This is a genomic window from Sulfuricurvum sp. (assembly GCF_049305995.1).
Classification (GTDB): Bacteria; Campylobacterota; Campylobacteria; order Campylobacterales; family Sulfurimonadaceae; genus Sulfuricurvum.
This window is the reverse complement of record NZ_JBAQPS010000091.1, coordinates 1-3683: the sequence shown is the minus strand read 5'-3', so window position 1 is coordinate 3683 and position 3683 is coordinate 1. Positions and strand designations below refer to the sequence as shown.

Genomic DNA, 3683 nt, shown 5'->3' with positions numbered 1-3683 from the left:
TAATCTTCACTTTTTTTTCGATCCTTCCCTCACCCCACATTTCAAAACAACTCCCTACTTTTCTGTTTAGCCGAAAAGTAGCAAAAGAGCATACCGCAATCCAAGAACGCTCGTTCCTCTCGGCACTGCTGCCTTCGGAACGGCTCTAGGTGTTGGATCACGGGGAATATATATTTTTTCATTCTTTTCTTATGCTACAATATCCCTATCAACATGATGCAAAGGTAATCTGTGAAATTTGAGTGGGATGATAAAAAAGCAATTTCAAATCTGAAAAAGCACGGTATCTCATTCGAAGAAGCTAGCACCGTTTTCGGGGATTGGCTTGCCATTACTATCGAAGATCCTTTACATTCTGAGAGTGAAGATCGATTTATCATTATCGGTAAATCAGAATTACTCAATACTCTGGTCGTAGTTCATGTCGAAAGAAGTGAAGCTATACGGATCATTTCGGCACGCACCGCAAGTAAAAATGAACAAAAATTTTATGAGGAACAGCAATGAAAAAACAACCTGAAATGCTGGACGAATACGATTTCAGCAAAGGTGTTCGAGGCAAATACGCTGCGTCGTATCATGAGGGTGTCAATATCGTTAAAATCGATGAAGATGTGACTAAAGTATTCCCTGATTCCAAATCAGTCAATGAAGCACTACGCACACTTATGCGTCTTTTGGACAAAACACCGCAATCGGCATAACAAAACAGATGCAAGAAGAATACGATTTCACCAATGCTGAACAAGGCAAATTTTATATCCCTCTCGAAGAGATCGAAACACCGATTTATCTCGATAAAGATATAGCTCACTTTTTTGCCGATAAACTTAAAGGGAAAAATGAAACTCTCCAAAGCCTGATTAATGAACTTTTGCGTAAAGACATCGAAATTGCCAACCGAGTATCAGCGTAATCTCTCACTCGGGAGAGTGGGAAAAACAAAAAAATTGGGAAGAATTAATGACACAGAAAATGCAAACTATTATCGATAGCTATCCTCCCCATTTCGGAGTACTCTTTACCCTCGGACGAAACACTCTCGTCTCTAATTTTGAAAAACAACAACCATTTTTGGAGCTTGGATTTAACCATGAGGATAGCCCACTGCTTCAAAAAATGGTTTTAAATGATGACTTCAATACTATTACCTATAAAAAACAATACGACTCCTTTTTCTTCGCTCCGCTTCATGCCCTCTATGTACTCGGTCAGCTAAAAGAGGATGGTATCGCCCAAACATTGATCGATAATCTTAACGATTGGGAAGACGATGACTACTTTGGGTTTCCTTTTGCCCATTATTTTCGTCATATCGGTAGTAAAACTATCCCGATGTTATCCGACGCATATATAAACGAAAAACTCAATATTTACAGTCGTATGCGTATACTTGAAGCGTTCGAAGAGATTGCGACATCTGACTCATCGAGTATTCCAAAAATCGAAACCATACTCTTAAATTTTTTTGCTACTGACACTCTAAATGATGATGGACTCAATGGGTATAGCCTCTCCGCACTCAAAAAGCTGACTGGAGCCAAACACATCGATTTAATCCGTGAGATTTTCGCTACAAAAGAAGTAGATATTTACTTTGACGGCGATTTGGAAGACTACGAGATTGAATTTGGACTTCGTAGCCAACGAGAGACTTACAAACCTCGCCCTTTAGACAAATATTTCGCTAATTTTGATGATTCAGCACTATTTGATGAAATACCATCCATGCCAGCCATACGTACGGAACCAAAAATCGGTCGCAATGACCCTTGCCCATGTGGGAGTGGAAAAAAATACAAAAAATGTTGTCTCGAATAGGTATTCAATCTTCATTCTTGCTCCTTATTTATCTTCCTTTTAGACACTTCACTATAAAATACAATGTATGTATAATATAAGGACTTTCATTGATTACCTATGGGGTAGAGAAAAATGAACTTCTCAAGCAAAATCGTGGAGTCGGATTTGAAGAGATTATTAGTGCCATCGATGCCGGAAAGGTTTTAGATGTGTATGACCATCCCGATCAAATAAACTATCACGGACAACAGATTTATGTGATCGAAGCACTTGATTATGTCTATCTGGTTCCGTTTGTTCGCAATGACGAGGGGATTTTTCTAAAGACGATTATCCCTAGTCGAAAAGCCAAAAAGCTCTACAAAGGAGAAAACAATGTTTGATGCAGAAGAGATGGAGATTTTAAACGCTCTTGAAAATAATAAACTGGTGCGCAGTATCAATGTGGATGAAGAAATTGCGTTGGCTCGTCAGGCAGCCAAAGAGTACCTTTCAAAATCAAAAAATATTACCATTCGTCTCAGCCTAGGCGATGTAACGACAATCAAAAATAAAGCACAAGAGACGGGTATACCCTACCAAACTATTATTTCATCCCTAGTACACCAATACGCCACTGGAAGAATTCGACTAGAGGCTTAAATTAGGGATCATTCGGCAGTATAAGGCATATCCCACACAATACACCCCTCAGTAGGACACACATCAGCACATTTGGGAACAGCGGAGTCCACACACTCGATACATTTTTCGGGTTTGACGTAGGTGTATTCACCATCACTCAGCGGTGAATCATCGGCAACGATATGCTGTTGAATACGATTATTAAATAAAATATTTTTATTGTCGATTTAACTCTCCCAAATATTGAAGCGAGCTATGGCAATGAAAACAACTAAACTTTTTTCTCGATTTATGACGCTTTTCCTACTGATGCTCTTAGGCTTTGCACTCGGTGCCAAATCAGCAGGGATAGAAAATTCTCAATTTGCTATGATGATGGGCGTATTAGCACTCATCTCTTTCTTGCATGTTAGAATGATGCGCAAGAAGTTCACCCATTAAACTCTACATTTATAAAAGTACGTAATAAAGTAAAAACCACTACAATACGATAACTGATTATACGATACCAAGGATTACCCATAAAATCTTCAAACTTCACCCGAAAACCATCCGCACAAAAAGCATACTCAAAACCTTCTCCTAATGTTCAACGCAAAGCCCCTCCGAAAAAAGAGAACATCGAAGTCACTCAAAAAAATGAGATCAAAGCAATGTTTATGAACTGGTTCAAAAGCTCTCGTGCGCAAGCGGGGCATATCATGACTAAACAAGACGTCATCAGCGCTGTTTTGAAAAAACTCGATTCCAAACAAGATCGTTCATTTCAAATCGCGATGGATGAACTTAAACACGATGGTATGATTGATATCAAAGAAGACGGAGTAACTGTAGTCCTGACTCAAAAAGGTGCTGAAAAATTCTAAGGTGTGATAAACTGTTTTTGTAAAAATTAACTATAAAATTGTTTTTTTAAGGTAATGCTAAAAAATATGATCTATAATTTCAACAATTATCTACAATGACATTTTTTAACATGTCATTGAAAAATATTTAAACAAGGAGTTCTCATGTCATCTAATGTTGATTTAATCCAACTTACTGAACAAACCAAAAAACTAACAGCAATGGTAGTCGAAGACGAAGTTGTTGCTAATGATCTTTTGAGTTCAACATTCAAAAACTTTTTTGCTGATGTAACCTCAGCATATAATGGTGCCGAAGCACTTCGTATGTATGAAAAAGTTAATCCCGATATCATTTTTGTTGATATCATTATGCCTGAAATTGATGGTATTGAACTTGCACGCCGTATC

At 38.0% G+C, this 3683-nt stretch carries 9 protein-coding genes; all 9 read left to right on the top strand.

All coding sequences use genetic code 11. The features are described 5' to 3' along the window. The first annotated feature begins 231 nt into the window (after positions 1-231). Entirely contained in the window at positions 232-507 is a 276-nt protein-coding gene (locus WA010_RS03125) for a BrnT family toxin (RefSeq protein WP_422555718.1), read from the top strand. Beyond that, on the top strand, positions 504-704 hold the full coding sequence (locus WA010_RS03120; RefSeq protein WP_422555717.1) for a hypothetical protein: 201 nt from the start codon (positions 504-506) through the stop codon (positions 702-704). The genes WA010_RS03125 and WA010_RS03120 overlap by 4 nt, the downstream gene beginning before the upstream one ends. Before the next feature lie 8 nt (positions 705-712). Then, positions 713-916 (top strand): hypothetical protein, encoded by a 204-nt coding sequence (locus tag WA010_RS03115; protein WP_422555716.1) that lies wholly within the window; start codon positions 713-715, stop codon positions 914-916. A 47-nt stretch (positions 917-963) separates the two neighbouring features. After that, the gene (locus WA010_RS03110) at positions 964-1821 is read left to right on the top strand and encodes a YecA family protein (RefSeq protein ID WP_422555715.1); all 858 of its coding nucleotides are present in this window, start codon (positions 964-966) and stop codon (positions 1819-1821) included. Between the two features lie 89 nt (positions 1822-1910). Further along, entirely contained in the window at positions 1911-2186 is a 276-nt protein-coding gene (locus tag WA010_RS03105; protein ID WP_422555714.1) for a toxin, read from the top strand. Then, entirely contained in the window at positions 2179-2445 is a 267-nt protein-coding gene (locus tag WA010_RS03100) for a hypothetical protein (RefSeq protein WP_422555713.1), read from the top strand. Before WA010_RS03105 ends, WA010_RS03100 begins: the two co-directional genes overlap by 8 nt. A gap of 243 nt (positions 2446-2688) precedes the next feature. After that, positions 2689-2868, top strand: coding sequence for a hypothetical protein (locus WA010_RS03095; protein ID WP_422555712.1), 180 nt, complete (start codon positions 2689-2691; stop codon positions 2866-2868). A 218-nt stretch (positions 2869-3086) separates the two neighbouring features. Next, on the top strand, positions 3087-3293 hold the full coding sequence (locus WA010_RS03090) for a hypothetical protein (RefSeq protein ID WP_422555711.1): 207 nt from the start codon (positions 3087-3089) through the stop codon (positions 3291-3293). Positions 3294-3437: 144 nt separating this feature from the next. Continuing rightward, the coding region (locus tag WA010_RS03085; protein ID WP_422555710.1) for a response regulator at positions 3438-3683 on the top strand (246 nt) is incomplete at its 3' end.